The 15,224-nt window shown below is 62.3% G+C and carries 17 protein-coding genes and 1 tRNA gene; 11 read left to right on the top strand and 7 right to left on the bottom strand.

Features of this window, described 5'->3' with window-relative positions; translation table 11 throughout:
* The first annotated feature begins 2 nt into the window (after positions 1 to 2).
* The 5 genes from FB481_RS04735 (at position 3) to FB481_RS04715 (ending at position 3,060) form a co-directional block, all read left to right on the top strand.
* Positions 3 to 407, top strand: a complete 405-nt coding sequence (locus FB481_RS04735; RefSeq protein ID WP_147175225.1) for an NUDIX domain-containing protein — start codon at positions 3 to 5, stop codon at positions 405 to 407.
* A 304-nt stretch (positions 408 to 711) separates the two neighbouring features.
* Positions 712 to 966 carry a hypothetical protein gene (locus FB481_RS04730; protein ID WP_147175224.1) on the top strand — a complete coding sequence of 85 codons (255 nt, stop codon included), beginning with the start codon at positions 712 to 714 and terminating at the stop codon, positions 964 to 966.
* A gap of 118 nt (positions 967 to 1,084) precedes the next feature.
* A complete protein-coding gene (locus tag FB481_RS04725; RefSeq protein WP_093501894.1) occupies positions 1,085 to 1,417 on the top strand; it encodes a DUF2025 family protein in 333 nt (110 codons plus the stop codon).
* Positions 1,418 to 1,476: 59 nt separating this feature from the next.
* The gene (locus FB481_RS04720) at positions 1,477 to 1,875 is read left to right on the top strand and encodes a GNAT family N-acetyltransferase (protein WP_147175223.1); all 399 of its coding nucleotides are present in this window, start codon (positions 1,477 to 1,479) and stop codon (positions 1,873 to 1,875) included.
* 153 nt (positions 1,876 to 2,028) lie between these two features.
* The gene (locus FB481_RS04715; protein WP_147175222.1) at positions 2,029 to 3,060 is read left to right on the top strand and encodes a GGDEF domain-containing protein; all 1,032 of its coding nucleotides are present in this window, start codon (positions 2,029 to 2,031) and stop codon (positions 3,058 to 3,060) included.
* 329 nt (positions 3,061 to 3,389) lie between these two features.
* Here the strand turns inward: FB481_RS04715 and FB481_RS04710 are convergent, their stop codons facing one another.
* The 4 genes from FB481_RS04710 to FB481_RS04695 form a co-directional block, all read right to left on the bottom strand.
* Positions 3,390 to 5,045: a cation acetate symporter gene (locus FB481_RS04710; protein WP_147175221.1), complete on the bottom strand. Its 1,656-nt coding sequence runs from the start codon at positions 5,043 to 5,045 to the stop codon at positions 3,390 to 3,392.
* Positions 5,042 to 5,353: a DUF485 domain-containing protein gene (locus FB481_RS04705; RefSeq protein ID WP_070886806.1), complete on the bottom strand. Its 312-nt coding sequence runs from the start codon at positions 5,351 to 5,353 to the stop codon at positions 5,042 to 5,044. Before FB481_RS04705 ends, FB481_RS04710 begins: the two co-directional genes overlap by 4 nt.
* 117 nt (positions 5,354 to 5,470) lie before the next feature.
* Positions 5,471 to 5,815: a hypothetical protein gene (locus FB481_RS04700; RefSeq protein WP_147175220.1), complete on the bottom strand. Its 345-nt coding sequence runs from the start codon at positions 5,813 to 5,815 to the stop codon at positions 5,471 to 5,473.
* A 68-nt stretch (positions 5,816 to 5,883) separates the two neighbouring features.
* Complete coding sequence (locus FB481_RS04695; RefSeq protein ID WP_147175219.1) at positions 5,884 to 6,456, bottom strand: flavin reductase family protein; 573 nt, start codon at positions 6,454 to 6,456, stop codon at positions 5,884 to 5,886.
* Positions 6,457 to 6,652: 196 nt separating this feature from the next.
* On the opposite strand from FB481_RS04695, the gene FB481_RS04690 reads away from it, so the two are divergent.
* From FB481_RS04690 to FB481_RS04675, 4 genes are all read left to right on the top strand, one after another.
* Positions 6,653 to 8,353 carry an amidase gene (locus FB481_RS04690; RefSeq protein ID WP_147175218.1) on the top strand — a complete coding sequence of 567 codons (1,701 nt, stop codon included), beginning with the start codon at positions 6,653 to 6,655 and terminating at the stop codon, positions 8,351 to 8,353.
* 132 nt (positions 8,354 to 8,485) lie between these two features.
* Positions 8,486 to 9,199, top strand: a complete 714-nt coding sequence (locus tag FB481_RS04685) for an AzlC family ABC transporter permease (RefSeq protein WP_093501906.1) — start codon at positions 8,486 to 8,488, stop codon at positions 9,197 to 9,199.
* The gene (locus tag FB481_RS04680) at positions 9,196 to 9,507 is read left to right on the top strand and encodes an AzlD family protein (protein ID WP_147175217.1); all 312 of its coding nucleotides are present in this window, start codon (positions 9,196 to 9,198) and stop codon (positions 9,505 to 9,507) included. Before FB481_RS04685 ends, FB481_RS04680 begins: the two co-directional genes overlap by 4 nt.
* A gap of 116 nt (positions 9,508 to 9,623) precedes the next feature.
* Positions 9,624 to 10,304 carry a DsbA family protein gene (locus tag FB481_RS04675; RefSeq protein WP_093501910.1) on the top strand — a complete coding sequence of 227 codons (681 nt, stop codon included), beginning with the start codon at positions 9,624 to 9,626 and terminating at the stop codon, positions 10,302 to 10,304.
* Positions 10,305 to 10,688: 384 nt separating this feature from the next.
* Here FB481_RS04675 and FB481_RS04670 read toward each other — a convergent pair.
* Both FB481_RS04670 and FB481_RS04665 read right to left on the bottom strand, forming a co-directional pair.
* Positions 10,689 to 10,764 (bottom strand) — tRNA-Thr (locus FB481_RS04670).
* A 67-nt stretch (positions 10,765 to 10,831) separates the two neighbouring features.
* Positions 10,832 to 11,671, bottom strand: a complete 840-nt coding sequence (locus FB481_RS04665; protein WP_147175216.1) for a S1 RNA-binding domain-containing protein — start codon at positions 11,669 to 11,671, stop codon at positions 10,832 to 10,834.
* A gap of 156 nt (positions 11,672 to 11,827) precedes the next feature.
* On the opposite strand from FB481_RS04665, the gene FB481_RS04660 reads away from it, so the two are divergent.
* Both FB481_RS04660 and FB481_RS04655 read left to right on the top strand, forming a co-directional pair.
* Positions 11,828 to 12,019 carry a hypothetical protein gene (locus tag FB481_RS04660; RefSeq protein WP_013792078.1) on the top strand — a complete coding sequence of 64 codons (192 nt, stop codon included), beginning with the start codon at positions 11,828 to 11,830 and terminating at the stop codon, positions 12,017 to 12,019.
* Between the two features lie 235 nt (positions 12,020 to 12,254).
* Positions 12,255 to 14,465, top strand: a complete 2,211-nt coding sequence (locus FB481_RS04655) for an LTA synthase family protein (RefSeq protein WP_147175215.1) — start codon at positions 12,255 to 12,257, stop codon at positions 14,463 to 14,465.
* Between the two features lie 9 nt (positions 14,466 to 14,474).
* Here the strand turns inward: FB481_RS04655 and FB481_RS04650 are convergent, their stop codons facing one another.
* Positions 14,475 to 15,194 carry an ABC transporter substrate-binding protein gene (locus tag FB481_RS04650; RefSeq protein ID WP_147175214.1) on the bottom strand — a complete coding sequence of 240 codons (720 nt, stop codon included), beginning with the start codon at positions 15,192 to 15,194 and terminating at the stop codon, positions 14,475 to 14,477.
* Positions 15,195 to 15,224 lie beyond the last annotated feature (30 nt).

Genomic DNA, 15,224 nt, shown 5'->3' with positions numbered 1-15,224 from the left:
GCATGCCACCACGCACCCTGAACATCGCAGCCGCCTGCCTGCTCGACGACGCAGGCCGGCTGCTACTGGTGCGCAAACACGGCACACGCATGTTCATGCTGCCAGGCGGCAAACGTGAAGCCGGTGAAAGCGCCCTGCGGACCCTGGCCCGCGAGCTCGACGAAGAGCTGAATCTGACGCTACCTGAAACGGCCTTCACGCCGCTGGGCCGTTTCAATGAAGCGGCCGCCAACGAAGCCGATACCCGCGTTGAAGCCGATATCTTTCGCGCCGCCCTCTCCCATCCTGTCGCACCGGCAGCCGAGCTCGAAGAGCTGCGCTGGCTGCATCCTGACGATCCGCATGGCGACGACCTGGCACCGCTGCTGCGCCTGCATGTACTGCCGCTGATCTGGCCCAAGGGTTGATCGCAACTTAGCCTCTTAGAACCTGTTTACGATCTTTATGTGCCTGAAGCGGTAGGTACAAGGCAGAAGCGGCCGCTAGCCGATCCACTGTGGGAGCGCGCCATGCGCGCGAAAAATCGCGGGCATGGCCCGCTCGACGATGGCTGCTACCAGCACTTTATTGCCAAACTCACCTAGTCTGGGCTGAAAGATCATGAACAGGCCCTCAGGTGCCGATAGCCACTATCGAGGTGAATGATTTCTGCGCCAGCGAGCCAGCCAATAGCCTACGCGCTATCAAAGATCTCGCTCACAGGTGCCCACCATGCAACGTTCACTGCTCATTCTGCTCACCCTTCTTACCCTCTCGCTTGCCGGCTGCGCCACCCCGCAGTCGGCTGCCGAACGCCCCTACACCGACGCCGAGATCAAGCAGTTCGCCCTGGAAATGCTCAGCCGCAGCGGCCTGCCGTACGAGGATTACGAGAAGATCCGCAGCGCCCTGCAGGCGCCCAAATACCGCGTGTCGAACTCCATCCGCGATATCGGCCCGCAGCCGCGCTCGCTGCCGGAAGGCTGATCGGCCTGCATGCTGCGGCAATGACACAGCATGCAGGCCGGCGATTCATTGATCCACGACAAGGCACCCGCGCATCCAGCCCTTAGCCTGAGCCGATCCACTTACGCGAGGGCTCACAATGGCTATCACTTCTGCCGGCATCTGCGCCGCGGCCGACCAGTTGCAAGGGTTCGTGGGTTTCAACCTCAAGACCGGCCAGCACATCATGCGCTTCAGCGAAGATTCCTTCGGTCTGGATGTGGCCGAAGATAGCATCACTCCAACCAGCGAATTCGTCTGGCAAGCCGCGGACGGCGCCGACCTGATGACGCTCAAGCGCGACCGCCTGCGCCTGTTGGCCGAGCTGCGCATCGACGAGCGCCTGGCTATCAGCGAACCACTGCGCGTCTACCTGCGCCGCGATGATCTACCAGAAATCAGCGCCGTGCGCCTTCTCAAACGCAGTGCCTGATACTGGTCGCCCGGGCAGCGGAAACGTAGACTGGCGCACTCTCATGAACTGCCAGATCGATGCCAACGTTTCGCTGCCTGCCCGACCACCTGCGCCCCCTGGCCGACAAGTTCTACCGTAGCCAGCATTCGGCTATGCGCACCCGGGCGGCCCACCAGGTGTGGGTGGCTGAAGACAAGCAGATCATCGCCGCCCTGTGCCTGCAGCCCATGGCCCACGGGCAATGGCTGACCAGTCTGCTGGTCGATGCCGACCAACGCCATCGAGGCGTGGCCAGCGCACTGATCACCTGCGCCCTGCAAAAGGTCGACACACCGGTGTGGCTGTTCTGTCACCCGGATCTCGAATCGTTCTATAGCCGCCTGGGATTCGAACCCTGCCCGTCACTGCCCGAAACGCTGGCCGAACGCCTGCAGCGTTACAGATTGAAAAAAATATTGAACGCAATGGCACTCTGATATCTCATAGCCAGCGTGACACTGGCATTTCCGCCACTAAGCTTCTCGATAGCCGCAACTGCCCGCCATGGATGCTGTCCATGGATCCAAGCGCTATAGACAGGTGCGAGATCGGCTGCCAGACGAGCACGCGATCTATGAGAACAATAGGCCATGGGCAGACGTTTCAACCGTGTCCTTGCGCGACTGCGCAAGGATTTTCAGCTGTGCATCATTACCCTGATGGGCTTCTTCGGTGTGCTCGGCATTACGCCCTACGCGGTCTACCGCCTTTCCCAGGGCAACTACCCGGTCGGCATCGCCGACACCGTTATCGTCCTGTCGACCATCGCGGCGATGTCTTATGCCTGGCGAACCGGCGATACTCGCAAAGCCGGATTATGGCTGGTAGCGGTCGATTCCCTTTGCGCAACGCTGATTGCAGTCAAGCTGGGCGTCAACGGCCTTTTCTGGATCTATCCGCTGATCCTGCTGAACTTCTTCATGGTAGTGCCCTTGATCGCGCTACTGGCAACGGGCGCGGTGCTATCGGTGCTGGTAACGTACGCGACCCTGGTGCCGGGCTCGGTATTCGATAGTCACTACCAAATGCTATCGTTCCTCGTCACCGCGATGGTCGCCGGCATCATGAGCTTCATTTTCGCCCAGCGTGCCGCCTATCAGCGCAGGCAGCTACAATCCTGGGCAACTCGCGACGCGCTGACAGGCGCCCGCAACCGCCGGATAATGGATCAGGAATTGAAGATCGCCGTGGCCAATAAACGCCGGCACGGCATCAGCAGCGCTGTGCTGGTCATCGATATGGACCACTTCAAGCAGGTCAACGACCGCTTCGGTCATCCGATGGGTGACCAGGTGCTGATCAAATTCGTCGAGCTGACCAACCGCTGCTTCCGCCATGAAGACCGGCTGTTCCGCTTTGGTGGCGAAGAATTCCTGCTGCTACTCAGCAACACCAACGAAAAGGGCTTGCGTGCGGCTGCCCTGCAGTTGCAGGCACAGATCGCCCAGCATTTGAAAACGCCCGATGGCCCGGTGACCGTGTCCATGGGTGGTGCCGTGCTGTACGCCGACGAAAGCTGGCGGGACTGGCTGGAACGCGCCGACCAGCAGCTCTACGAAGCCAAGCGCGCCGGTCGCAACCGCATCCATATCGATACCTACCCGACTGTGGAAATGGCCTGACGGTAGCTAGGCCGGCTACGGCACTATCGGCGAGCGGTACTCGCACCTTCTGTCACTGCGCGGTGATTCTCTCAGGTTCAGCAGTCGCTTTCGCGGCATATGAGCCAGACCTTCCCGTCGCCGGCACCACTAATCGCCTCTGCTGCGCCTCAAAATGGCTGACCTTACAGCCGAGCCTCACCTGCCGCCAGGGCTCAGCGGCTGCCTCCAGCAAGAGCCAACTTGCCGATCACATCCACCAGCACAATCCCGCGGTGCGCAAGCCGATCCGCCACGCAAACAAAAAAGGGGCGGCCCGAAGGCCGCCCCTTTTGTTTACCAGCAGTGGATCAGTGAGCCGAAGCGCCACTGGCTCCCAGGCCGGTGTGCGAACGCACGAACTGTGGCAGGAACAGCGCGCGCTCTTCGTCGGCAGCCTTGGACTTGTCGGTAATCGAGAAGAACCAGATACCGATGAAGGCGACGGCGATCGAGAACAGCGCCGGGTATTCGTACGGGAAGATGGCCTTCGCGTGGCCGAGTACCGAGACCCAGATGGTTGGGCCAAGCACCATCAACACCACGGCGGTGATAAGGCCCAGCCAGCCGCCGATCATCGCGCCGCGGGTGGTCAGGTTTTTCCAATACATGGAAAGGAACAGCACCGGGAAGTTACAGCTCGCCGCGATGGAGAAGGCCAGGCCCACCATGAACGCGATGTTCTGCTTCTCGAAGAGAATGCCCAGGCCGATGGCCAGGACACCCAGGCACACGGTGGTGATCTTGGAAACGCGCAGCTCGTCCTTCTCGTTGACGTTGCCCTTCTTGAACACGCTGGCATACAGGTCGTGGGAAACCGCCGAAGCGCCCGCCAGGGTCAGACCGGCAACCACCGCGAGGATGGTGGCGAAGGCTACCGCCGAGATGAAGCCCAGGAAGATGCTGCCGCCCACGGCGTTGGCCAGGTGCACCGCCGCCATGTTGTTGCCGCCCAGCAGCGCGCCGGTGGCGTCCTTGAAGGCCGGGTTGGTGCTGACCAGCAGGATCGCGCCGAAGCCGATGATGAAGGTCAGGATGTAGAAGTAGCCGATGAAACCGGTGGCGTAGAACACCGACTTGCGGGCTTCCTTGGCGTCGCTCACGGTGAAGAAGCGCATCAGGATGTGCGGCAGGCCAGCAGTACCGAACATCAGCGCCAGGCCGAGAGAGATCGCCGAGATCGGGTCCTTGACCAGGCCACCGGGGCTCATGATCGCTTCACCGTTGGCGTGTACCTTGATGGCTTCGGAGAACAGGGTCGCGAAGTTGAAGCCGACGTGCTTCATCACCATCAGCGCCATGAACGACGCGCCGGAGAGCAGCAGCACCGCCTTGATGATCTGTACCCAGGTAGTGGCCAGCATGCCGCCGAACAGCACGTACATCACCATCAGGATGCCGACCAGCACGACCGCAACGTGGTAGTCGAGGCCAAACAGCAGCTGAATCAGCTTGCCGGCACCAACCATTTGCGCGATCAGGTAGAAGGCCACTACAACCAGCGAGCCGCTGGCCGACAGGGTGCGGATTTCCTTCTGCTTGAGGCGATAGGACGCCACATCAGCGAAGGTATATTTGCCCAGATTGCGCAAGCGCTCGGCGATCAGAAACAGGATCACCGGCCAGCCGACCAGAAAGCCGATCGAGTAGATCAGGCCATCGTAGCCGGAGGTGAACACCAGGGCGGAAATACCCAGGAAGGACGCCGCCGACATGTAGTCGCCAGCGATGGCCAGACCGTTCTGGAAGCCGGTGATACCGCCCCCCGCGGTATAGAAGTCCGACGTCGACTTGCTGCGTTTCGAAGCCCAGTAGGTGATGCACAGGGTGCCACCGACGAAAGCCAGGAACATCACGATGGCAGGCGTGTTGACCGCCTGGCGCTGCACATCACCGGTCAGCGCGTCGGCCCACAGGGCCGGTGCCATGGCCATCAGGGCCAGGGCGCTAAGGATACGGCCGATCATTTGCCCACCTCGTCCAGGATCGCCTGGTTCAGGTTGTCGAACTCGCTGTTGGCGCGGCGCACGTAGATACCAGTCAGCACGAACGCAGACAGGATTACCCCGACACCAATTGGAATGCCCCAGGTGATCGGCGAGTCCGCACTGATGCGGGTTCCGAGCAGGCCAGGCACGAAGGCGATGAGCAGAATGAAGCCGACGTAGATGCCGAGCATGATGGCGGAGAGTATCCAGGCGAATCGCTCGCGCTTGGCTACTAGTTCCTGGAAGCGCGGATTTTGCTCGATCCGCCGGTAGATGCTGTCGTTCATTTTATTGTTATCCTCCACAGCAGGATGCTGGTACGGATAACTGTATGTCAGCATTCAACTTCTGACAGACGACCTTAGTCGAAACCCCTCGCTTTTTAGACCAAAGTCTAATGCGGCTTAACGCCGCTGTTCGTACTGATGGCTGCCCTGCCCCGGATACCCCTGCACTTCATAGCCATTGGGATACTCGGTGCTCTGGCGGATGCCGCCGCGGGTCTCGAAGGTGGAGCTGCTTTGCCCGCTTTCATAACGGCGGGTGTTGATGCCTTGTGGCAGGCGCTGACCGCCATAAAGGTTGTATTGCTCCTGGCGCTCGTAGGTATCGACGCTACCGCTCGCCCCGGGGCTGACGTACGACTTGGGAATCACGCGGATGGTTTGCGGCGCTCGCTCGTCAGCCAGCGCGGCAGAGGCGCCGGCCATGACGGCTAGCGCCAGGGTAAGACCGATCAGTGCCTTCATTGTGAACTCCGATTCGGGCGCCAGCGCGCCTGCAATGCATGTCTGCCTGAGACAGCACGCGCACCGAATCATTTGCGGGTCAGCGCCTCGCCGATGCCATAAAAGTGACCGCCGGCAACATGGTGAAGGCTGCGCCAAGCGGGATCTGCGTCTTCGAAGTGCCAGCGTCCGTCACGAAATACCCGCTCATCGGCCCAGGCCGCGGTGACCTCGCCAATAAACAGGTCATACGCCTGCTGGTTGTGGGGCTCGGGAATCAGCCGACAGGCCAGCCACGCCGAGCAGCCAGCCACGAACGGCAGATCTACGTCACCCAGGGGGAACAACTCGACACCGCTGGCGGCCAGCTTGCCGGGCTCCTCATTAAGGCTGCGCGAGCCGACCTGGTAGGTAAGCTCCAGCTGCGCGGCGGTCGGTATCTGGATGACGAACTGACCGCTACCCTCGACCAGACCGCGAGTCGCGGTGGCCTTGTCGAGCACCACGGTGAGCTTGGGCGGGTCGAAATCCAGCGCGCAGGCCCAGGCGGCCGCCATCACCCCGTCGACGCCGTTATGGCGAGCTGACACCAGCACGGTCGGACCATGGTTGAGCAGGCGGTAGGCCTTGTCCAGGTTCACGGGCTTGATCGAAATATACATCGCGGCACCTCGCTGAAAACCAGGTGACACTTTATAGCATCCTTGCACTGTGCAGAAAATTGAACGCCAGGGGCTGCACCTTCTGCACGGCGGGCACTAGAATCGGCCTCCGATCGGCTGCAAGTAAGCCGCCATCCAACCGGGCATCTGGCACACAAATAACATCGCCGGCCCGCGAGCCATAAGGGGTGACAGCATGTTCGAGGTAACCGAAGTCTCCATCGCCGAGCTGCGCGCAGCGCTCGAGGCCGGCCGCACCACCGCGGTCGAGCTGGTAAAGGCTTATCTGGCGCGGATCGATGCCTATGACGGCGCCGCTACGCCCACCAAGCTCAACGCCGTGGTGGTTCGCAACCCCGATGCCCTGAAGGAAGCCGAAGCCTCCGATGCCCGCCGCGCTTGCGGCGAGCTGCTGAGCCCGCTGGATGGCATTCCCTACACAGCTAAGGATAGCTACCTGGTCAAGGGCCTGACCGCTGCATCGGGCAGCCCGGCCTTCAAGGATCTGGTCGCCCAGCGCGACGCCTTCACCATCGAGCGCCTGCGTGCCGCGGGCGCCATCTGCCTGGGCAAGACCAACATGCCGCCAATGGCCAATGGCGGTATGCAGCGCGGCGTGTATGGCCGTGCGGAAAGCCCTTACAACGTCAAGTACCTCACCGCGCCGTTCGCCTCCGGTTCGTCCAACGGTGCCGGTACCGCAACGGCGGCAAGCTTCTCCGCGTTCGGCCTGGCCGAGGAAACCTGGTCGAGCGGTCGTGGGCCGGCCTCGAACAACGGCCTGTGCGCCTACACGCCGTCGCGCGGGGTGATTTCGGTGCGTGGCAACTGGCCGCTGACGCCGACCATGGACGTGGTAGTGCCCTATGCCCGCAGCATGAGCGACCTGCTCGAAGTGCTCGACGTAGTGGTCGCCGATGACGCAGATACCCGCGGCGACCTGTGGCGCCTGCAGCCCTGGGTACCAATCCCGAAAGCCTCGGACATTCGCCCGGCGTCCTATCTCGATCTGGCAGCCAAGCCCGAAGCCTTGAAAGGCAAGCGCCTTGGTGTGCCACGCATGTACATCAACAAGGACGAGCTGGCCGGCACCAGCGAGAAGCCCGGCATCGGCGGCCCGACCGGCCAGCGTATCCACACCCGCGCCTCGGTGATCGACCTCTGGGAACAGGCCCGCGCGGCGTTGGAAAGCGCCGGCGCCACGGTGGTCGAAGTGGATTTCCCGCTGGTGTCCAACTGCGAGGGCGACCGCCCCGGCGCGCCGACCGTTTACAACCGCGGCCTGATGTCCCGCGAGTTTCTGCATGATGAGCTCTGGGAGCTGTCCGGCTGGGCGTTCGATGATTTCCTGCGCGCCAATGGTGACCCCAAGCTAAACCGCCTGGCCGATGTCGATGGACCGCAGATCTTCCCCCATGATCCCGGCACCCTGCCCAATCGTGAAGATGACCTGGCCGCCGGCATGGACGAGTACGTGCGCATGGCCCAGCGCGGCCTCAAGGCCTGGGACGAGATCGCTAGCGTGCCGGACGGCCTGCGCGGCCTGGAAAAAACCCGCCAGCTCGACCTCGAACAGTGGATGGACGAACTGGGGCTGGACGCCGTGCTGTTCCCCACCGTCGCCGACGTGGGCCCGGCCGATGCCGACGTGAATCTCGAGTCGGCGGACATCGCCTGGAGCAATGGTATTTGGGTCGCCAATGGCAACCTCGCCATCCGCCATCTCGGTGTGCCGACCGTGACCGTGCCCATGGGCGTGATGGCCGATATCGGCATGCCGGTCGGCCTGACCTTCGCCGGCCGCGCCTACGACGACAACGCGCTGCTGCAGCTGGGCTCGGCTTTCGAGGCGACCGGCAGCAAGCGGCAGATCCCACCACGCACGCCGCCGCTCTAAAACGCACGAATGCGAAGACGGGCTTGGTAAACTGCCGATCCCGTCCCGCCGGCAATCAACCGTCGTCAGCACGCAAAATATGGACCGGTAACACCGTCGTACGGCGGTGTTACCGCAACAACCAGGATCGTTATGCCCGTTCACGACGAAAAACAGCTGCACGTCCTCACTGCCGCCCTCACCTGGAGCGGCTTTCGCCAGTTCCTGCCGATCTCGGCGTTCGTGGTGCTATTCGGGCTGGCATTCGGACTGGCCGCCACGCAAACCGGGCTCGGCACCGAAACCAGCCTGGTGATGAGCGCACTGGTGTTCGCCGGTGCCTCACAATTCGCCGCGCTGGACCTGTGGGGCACCCAGGTACCGCTGGTGCCCCTGGCACTGACGGTATTCGCCATCAATGCCCGCCACCTGCTGATGGGCGCCACGCTGTATCCCTGGCTCAGCAGCCTGCCGCCGGCCAAGCGTTATGGCGTGATGCTGGTGGCCTCGGACGCCAACTGGGCGATGTCGATGCAGGCCTTCGGCGCCGGCAAACCCGGGCTCGGGCTACTGCTCGGGGGTGGCCTGGCGTTGTGGCTGGCCTGGCTGCTGGGTACTTGGCTGGGCATCTATTTCGGCAGCGCCATCGACGACCCGGTGAGCTTTGGTCTCGACATGGTGATGGGCTGCTTCCTGCTAGCCATGGTCGTCGGCGGCCAGAAGAACCTGCGCATCCTGATCATCTGGGCCGTCGCGGCCCTAGCCTCGCTGCTGGCCTACTGGTATCTGCCCAGCAACAGCCACGTAGTGGTCGGCGCCATTGCCGGCGGGCTGCTGGGCGCCCTGTGGATGGAGAAAAAGGCATGATGATGGAAACCGCCGGCTCCGGCGCGCTGATCGTCGTGATCGTCATGGCGGTGGTCACCCTGGCCACCCGTTGGGGCGGCGTGTTCGTCATGTCCTTCGTGCCGATCAACACCCGAACCCAGCAATTCATCAGCGCCATGTCCGGCTCGGTGCTGGTAGCTCTGCTTGCGCCCCTGGCCCTGGAAGGCGATGCCGGCGCCCGCCTCTCCCTGCTCGCCACCGCCATCGTCATGCTGCTGGTCAAGAAGCCGCTGGCGGCCATTGCCACCGGGATTCTGGTTGCAGCCCTGGTTCGCCACCTGATGTGATGGCGCCACGCTCCGATCTGTTCGGATTGTGCAACATAGCTGCAACCTGTGGAGCCTATATCACGCCCCTCCTAAGCCGTAGAGTGCCGCGACGACTCTTCTCGGGACAGCTGACCATGGCATCGTTCAATTTCCAGTACATCTTCGATCCGCTGTGCGGCTGGTGCTATGCCAGTTCCCAGGCGCTGGCTACCCTGGCCGAGCGCTGGCCAGACCAGCTGGATATGCTGCCCAGCGGCCTGTTCTCCGGTGCTGGAGCCCGCACCATGTCGGCTGGTTGGGCAGCTCATGCCTGGAGCAATGATCAGCGCATCGAAGCGGCAACCGGAGAGGTGTTCAGCACGACCTACCGTGACAAGATACTGGCCGATACCACCACGGCGTTCGACTCGACTGCCATCAACCGCGCCCTGACGGCAGCTCGGCAGATCCACCCGACAATGGAGCCGCGGTTGCTCAGGCATTTGCAGCTGGCCAGATACGTGCGTGGTGAAAACACCGCCAGAGCCGAGGTCGTCGCGTGCCTGACGACTCAGATCCTTGCAGAAGCTGGCCACCTGCGCGACAGCGAGGAACTGGCCCGGCAGCTGACATCGGACCATCAGCTTGCCCAGCAAACCGATGTGCGTGTCCAGAGCGCCCAGGTACTGATGAGCCGCTTTGGCATCCAGGGCGTGCCGCAACTGCTGGTACGGGTGGATAAGCGTACTCACTTACTGTCGACCAAAGCGCTGTACCAGGGGCCGAGTTTTTTGCTGGATGAATTGCGCGCTTTGCTCGGCAGCGACGTGGTCTGAGCGCCTCAAAGGCGCGGGCCAGTCAGGCACAGCTCGCCTTACAGCCGGTAGTCGAACACCAGCCCGAGTCTGCGCTACGGGCCGACATGGATGATCTCGTCATTGCGATTGTTGGTGATCTACTGCTTTTCGAACAGGCTCTTCAGGTAACCTGATAGCACCAGCTGCTCGGTCAGTGCGTATTCGCAATTGAGGTTCACCAGCATCTAGCAATCAGACACATGGGTGCCCGTTGGCAGCGACCTCGTACCGGCTGGGCGTGCGCTCCTGATATCACCGACCACCATCAGAGCCTTGGCGAAGCAGCAACCTGATCCGAATCGGCTTAGACGACCTCCAAGAACGAAAAAGGCCCGCATCAAAGTGCGGGCCTTTTTCATTTTCTGGTGCCGGAGATAGGAATCGAACCTACGACCTTCGCGTTACGAGTGCGCTGCTCTACCGACTGAGCTACACCGGCGTGGGCTCGCATTATTGGCATGCACTGCGCGGCGCTCAAGTGCTTTTTGCTGGGGCGCCGGTGACGGCTATTTCACCAGTTCGATGCGCTCGTCATGGATGTGGATCAGGCCCTGCTTGTAGAGGCCGCCGATGGCCTTCTTGAAGTTGCCCTTGCTGACCCGGAACATGGCGCTGATGCGCTCCGGCGCGCTCTTGTCGCTCAGCTCCAGCACACCGCCGTTGTCGCGCAGGCGCTGCAGGATCTGTTCGCCAAGGGTGTCGGCGACTTGCTGGCCGACCGGCTGCAGGCTGAGGCTGATCTTGCCGTCGCTGCGCATTTCCTTGATGTAGCCGGGCTGGCGGATACCGCTGCGCATGAAGCCGATCACTTCGTTCTTGTGGATCAGGCCCCAGTGCTTGCCGTTGATGATCGCCTTGAAACCCATGTCGGTGGACTCGACCACCAGCAGGTCGACCTCTTCACCGGCCTGGTAGGTGGCCGGCACTTTGTCCAGGTAGCGGTCCAGGCGCGCGGTGGCGGTGATGCGGCGGCTGCGCTTGTCGACGAATACGTGCACCACGCAGTAATCGCCGGTCTGCAGCGGGCGCTTTTCTTCCGAATGCGGCAGCAGCAGGTCCTTGGGCAGGCCCCAGTCGAGAAACAGGCCGACGCGGTTGATGTCGACGACCTTGAGGCTGGCGAACTCGCCAACCTGCACCTTGGGCTTGTCGGTGGTGGCGATCAGCTTGTCTTCGCTGTCCAGGTAGACGAACACGTTGAGCCAGTCGTCCACCTCGCTCGGCGAATCCTTGGGGATGTAGCGCTTGGGCAACAGAATCTCGCCGTCCGCCCCGCCGTCCAGATACAGACCGAAGTCGGTGTGCTTGACGACCTGCAAGGAATTCATACGTCCGATAACAGCCATGGTACCTACCCTCATTTTCAGGCCGGCAGTGTACCCGAGTCGTCGCCGCGAAGCCCGACCGGCAACCAGCGGTTCGTCCACTGGTCATCGAATGAACAGCGAAGCACTCAGCGGTGATACAATGGGCGGCCATCTTGATGAATCGAGTAGGCACCTATGACCGTCATGCGCGTCAAAGCATCCCACAGCAAGCCCAAGCCCGCCCCTGCCGTAGAAACCAGCGAGTCGATCGACGCTCAGGTAGCGGCGTTCCTCAAGTCCGGCGGCAAGATCCAGGAGATCGCCAAGGGCGTCAGCGGCCAGACCAATGGCCCGGCCAGCCGACACATCACCATTTCCAAGAAGTAATTTTCGTCTGTATCGACCTGCAGCGCCTTCACCCAGGCGCCAGGTCGGCAGTCCCGCCTCTCGCCCGCCCGGGCAATGATTTGAACGACTTAATTCCCATCTTCGGCGCTTGTCGCTGGCGATGAGCACACGCATGTTTCAAAATGATGACCGTCTTTTCCAGCATTGAGGTCATCGCTCGTCTGAGCCGATACGCAGTGCTGTCGTCTGTGGATCATCGTTTTAAGGAAGATACGTGCGTTTTCTCAGCCCCTGGCTGCAGCGACCGGCCAGCACCGTGCTGGTACTGGTTGTCCTGTTCATCGCGTTGCCACTGCTCGGTCGCTACTCGCTGGGCTGGTCCCACCCGTTCGGTTACCTCTCCGACCTGGCCATTTGCAGCCTGCTGCTGTGGCTGGCGCTGCGTCGTCGGCTGCTCCTGGGCATTCCGCTAGCAGTGGCCTGGGTAGTCTTCAACTTGGGCACCATCGAGCTGGTCAGCGCCGTTGGCCGCATGCCCGAGCTGGCGGACCTGCATTACCTGGCCGACGCCCAATTTCTCAGCCACTCGACCCAGGGCGGTGGCCTTACCCATCCCTGGCTGGCTGGCGCTTTGATCCTTGCGGTTCTTGCGTTCTTTGTCTTACTCGCCGCGCGCCCGCCGCTGTGCAAACCGTCAGTTGTCTGGCTGCTGGCACCCGTGGCGTTGTTCGCCGCCCATGCCGTTTACCAATATCGCAGCCCCAGCGAAGCGGACCAGTGGGTGCAATTCAATCTGCCACATAAATGGCTGGCCGAAGGCGTCAGCCTGGCCCAGCTGGGCGTCGAGGACTGGATGACCCGCGGCCAACCCCACAGCCCGCCGGATGCCAGCGGCCTGACCCTCCTGGACATGGACGGCACGCCGCTGCTCAGCGAGCCAGGCCGCGCGCGCAACGTGCTGATCATCACCCTGGAAGGCATTCCCGGTGCCTATATCGGCGCCAGCCGTCGGGCCATCGGCAGCCCGTATCAGGAAGATCTGATGCCACGCCTGAGCGCCTGGGCCGAGCGCGGCATGCTGACCAGCGACTACGTGCTACACGCCCATCAGACCATTCGCGGTCTGTACGCAATGCTTTGCGGCGACTATGACAAGCTCAATTCGGGCACACCCAAGGGCATCGAGCTATTGGGCAATGCCGAGCGGGCCGCCCAGTGCCTGCCGGCCCAGCTGCGTGACAATGGTTTCAGCACGCATTTTCTGCAGGGTGCCGGGCTGCGCTTCATGGCCAAGGACCAGATCATGCCGCGCATGGGTTTCGACAAGACCCTGGGCCGCGACTGGTTCCGCAACACGCCGTACCTGGACTTCGCCTGGGGCATGGACGACAAGGCCTACTTCGAAGGCGCGCTGACTTACGTCGACGGCCTGCGTAAGCAGAAAGCGCCGTGGATGCTGACCCTGCTGACCGTCGGCACCCACCAGCCCTACTCCGCACCTGCTGACTATCTGGAACGCCATGCCAGCGCCAAACAGGCGGCTATCGCCTATCTGGACGATGCAGCGGGTGACTTCCTCGATGGCCTGCAAAAACGCGGCGTGCTCGACGACACCCTGGTGGTGGTCACCTCGGACGAATCCCACGGCATCGAAAACGTGCGCCTAGCCTCGGCCTGGGGCTTCAATCTGATGCTGGCGCCCGAGCAGGCGCAGCTGCCGTCACTCAAGCGCGGTGTGTACGGGCATATCGACCTGACCGCCTCGGTGCTCGACTACCTGGCCCTGCCGTTGCCGGCCAACATCGCCGGGCGCTCGGTGCTGCGCGACTACAACCAGGGCCGCCAGATCATCTCCTACACCAACGGCCTGCTGCGTGAGCACGACGGCCAGGGCACGCTGACCGAATGCAACTTCCAGCAGGTTTGCCGGCGCTACGCCAGTCCGGGCTTTATCGCTGCCGATGCCGCATATCTGGGCCGCGTGAGCGGCAAGCCGGCGCGCCAGGTGAGCCTGCGTGCCGAGCTGCTGGATCGCTCACTGACCGATGGCCAGGACAATCAGGTGCTGCAGTTCGCCAGCAACGCGCGCATTCGTCTGAGCCCGACGCCTGGCGACGACTGGGCCGACAACCTGATTGGAGCCCAGTATCTGGAGCTACCCAAGGGCACCCAAACCCGCGTGACCCTGAAGATCAATGCGCTGAACATGAGCGCGGCAGGCGCCACGCTGCGCCTGAAGACCAAGGAGTTCGACCGCGACGTGCTGATCAACGTCCCGGAGATACCCGTCCTGAAAAAGGGCAAGCCGGTAGAAGTGAGCTTCGCCTTCGACAACCTGGACACCCGCAAGGCGTTCTCCTTCCACCTAGTGGGCGAAGGCAAGGGCTCCATCGAAATCACCGACTTCAGCGTCGAAACGCGCCCCATAGAGAGCGAGATGCTAGCCGCCAAGGTCGACGAGGAAAGCGAAGAACTGACTCAGTGACGGGGCGGCTCAGTACATCGCATAGCGGCGCTCGATCTGTGCGTATTCGCCGCTGGCGATAATCTCGGCCAGGCCCTGATCGAAACGATCACGTGCCGACTGATCACGCATGCCCAACTGGTACGAAGTCGGTGGGAACAGCCGGTACTCGGTGATCGGCTGGCTGACATCCACCTGGCGATACACCTCGCGATTGAAGTAATGCAGCACCCGCCGGTCGCCAATCACCACGTCGACCCGGCCACTGTACAGCAGGCGATTGCGGGCGATCTCCTGAGCCTCCTCGTAATACCGCGGGTTGGCCTCGGCCATGCGCTGAAATTCATCGCCCAGCACGATGCGTGCCCGCTGGAAGGCGCGAATCGAATAATCGCCCAAGTCCGCGATACGCTCGATTCGATAATTGCGCGCGCTTAGCGCGATGGCCACATGCTGATAGCTGATGTAAGGCTGGGTGTAGAAGCTGTTCACTCCGCCTTGCAGGCGCGTGCTGGCGATGCCATCGAGGTCGCCACGACTATAGGCACGGTGCAAGCGTTCCGGCGGTGCATAGGAGGGAATGACCTGCATGCCACCGGCACGGGCAGCGGCGACCACGATGTCGTACTCCAGCCCTCGTTGCTCGCCCTGGAAGATATACGGCGGTTTATGCGTACCAAAGCCGATCCTTAGCTCTTCAGCCGTGGCGTCGATCGCCAACAGCAGCAGTCCGATTGCCCACCACTTCATCCCAGAAACGCCCTCGCCGCGCCGACTCTT

The organism is Pseudomonas sp. AG1028 (genome assembly GCF_007993955.1).
Classification (GTDB): Bacteria; Pseudomonadota; Gammaproteobacteria; order Pseudomonadales; family Pseudomonadaceae; genus Aquipseudomonas; species Aquipseudomonas straminea.
The sequence above is the reverse complement of the archived record's forward strand: the minus strand, read 5'-3'. Positions and strand labels throughout refer to the sequence as shown.

Excerpts from the sequence above, each read along its gene's own strand:
- FB481_RS04700 (WP_147175220.1), bottom strand. The coding sequence starts at position 5,815 with ATGAAGGCACTGATCGGTCTTACCCTGGCGCTAGCCGTCATGGCCGGC.
- FB481_RS04720 (WP_147175223.1), top strand. The coding sequence starts at position 1,477 with ATGCCAACGTTTCGCTGCCTGCCCGACCACCTGCGCCCCCTGGCCGAC.
- FB481_RS04665 (WP_147175216.1), bottom strand. The coding sequence starts at position 11,671 with ATGGCTGTTATCGGACGTATGAATTCCTTGCAGGTCGTCAAGCACACC.
- FB481_RS04690 (WP_147175218.1), top strand. The coding sequence starts at position 6,653 with ATGTTCGAGGTAACCGAAGTCTCCATCGCCGAGCTGCGCGCAGCGCTC.
- FB481_RS04725 (WP_093501894.1), top strand. The coding sequence starts at position 1,085 with ATGGCTATCACTTCTGCCGGCATCTGCGCCGCGGCCGACCAGTTGCAA.
- FB481_RS04715 (WP_147175222.1), top strand. The coding sequence starts at position 2,029 with ATGGGCAGACGTTTCAACCGTGTCCTTGCGCGACTGCGCAAGGATTTT.
- FB481_RS04695 (WP_147175219.1), bottom strand. The coding sequence starts at position 6,456 with ATGTATATTTCGATCAAGCCCGTGAACCTGGACAAGGCCTACCGCCTG.
- FB481_RS04710 (WP_147175221.1), bottom strand. The coding sequence starts at position 5,045 with ATGATCGGCCGTATCCTTAGCGCCCTGGCCCTGATGGCCATGGCACCG.
- FB481_RS04680 (WP_147175217.1), top strand. The coding sequence starts at position 9,196 with ATGATGATGGAAACCGCCGGCTCCGGCGCGCTGATCGTCGTGATCGTC.
- FB481_RS04675 (WP_093501910.1), top strand. The coding sequence starts at position 9,624 with ATGGCATCGTTCAATTTCCAGTACATCTTCGATCCGCTGTGCGGCTGG.
- FB481_RS04660 (WP_013792078.1), top strand. The coding sequence starts at position 11,828 with ATGACCGTCATGCGCGTCAAAGCATCCCACAGCAAGCCCAAGCCCGCC.
- FB481_RS04685 (WP_093501906.1), top strand. The coding sequence starts at position 8,486 with ATGCCCGTTCACGACGAAAAACAGCTGCACGTCCTCACTGCCGCCCTC.
- FB481_RS04650 (WP_147175214.1), bottom strand. The coding sequence starts at position 15,194 with ATGAAGTGGTGGGCAATCGGACTGCTGCTGTTGGCGATCGACGCCACG.
- FB481_RS04735 (WP_147175225.1), top strand. The coding sequence starts at position 3 with ATGCCACCACGCACCCTGAACATCGCAGCCGCCTGCCTGCTCGACGAC.
- FB481_RS04730 (WP_147175224.1), top strand. The coding sequence starts at position 712 with ATGCAACGTTCACTGCTCATTCTGCTCACCCTTCTTACCCTCTCGCTT.
- FB481_RS04705 (WP_070886806.1), bottom strand. The coding sequence starts at position 5,353 with ATGAACGACAGCATCTACCGGCGGATCGAGCAAAATCCGCGCTTCCAG.